Below are 493 nucleotides of genomic sequence, written 5' to 3'. Positions count from 1 at the left end.
TTCATTGACATAGTGGGCGAGATACCAGTGGTTTTAACCACTGGAGGGATAGCCCTCACTTGTAAGCTCGTTAGAGCTTGCTTTTTTACCCTTGCCTCCTCTTTGGTATATTTCACTAACTATTTATGTTATAATAGTTAGTGAAGAAAGTGAGGTGAACCTAATGGAAATGCAAGTTACAATCAAGACTAAACTAAAGATTTCTAACTCTGAAATAGCTTGGAGTTTTTCTAAAACAATGGAACAATACCGTCAAGCATGTAATTATGTATCTGAATACATTTTTAATCATGATTTTGATATGAAACAAAGTAGATTAAATAAAGAACTATATACTAAGTTGCGCAATCTATTTAGTCTTAAATCACAAATGGCTCAATCTGTAATTAGAACTGTTATTGCACGCTATAAAACTGTCAAAACTCAAATGGCACGTAGACCTTATAAATATCAAGACCAAAATACTGGTGAGTGGTACCGTGAAGTACGTGAT

Annotated in this window: 1 pseudogene; it reads left to right on the top strand. The window is 33.9% G+C overall.

Annotated features, from left to right (window positions below):
- Nucleotides 1-163 precede the first annotated feature (163 nt).
- A pseudogene (locus tag FC55_RS09655) lies at nt 164-493 on the top strand (RNA-guided endonuclease TnpB family protein); the annotation flags it as partial.

Source organism: Ligilactobacillus salivarius DSM 20555 = ATCC 11741, assembly GCF_001435955.1.
Lineage (GTDB): Bacteria > Bacillota > Bacilli > Lactobacillales > Lactobacillaceae > Ligilactobacillus > Ligilactobacillus salivarius.
Note: the sequence above shows the minus strand (reverse complement) of the source record. Positions and strands in the feature narration are given on the sequence as shown.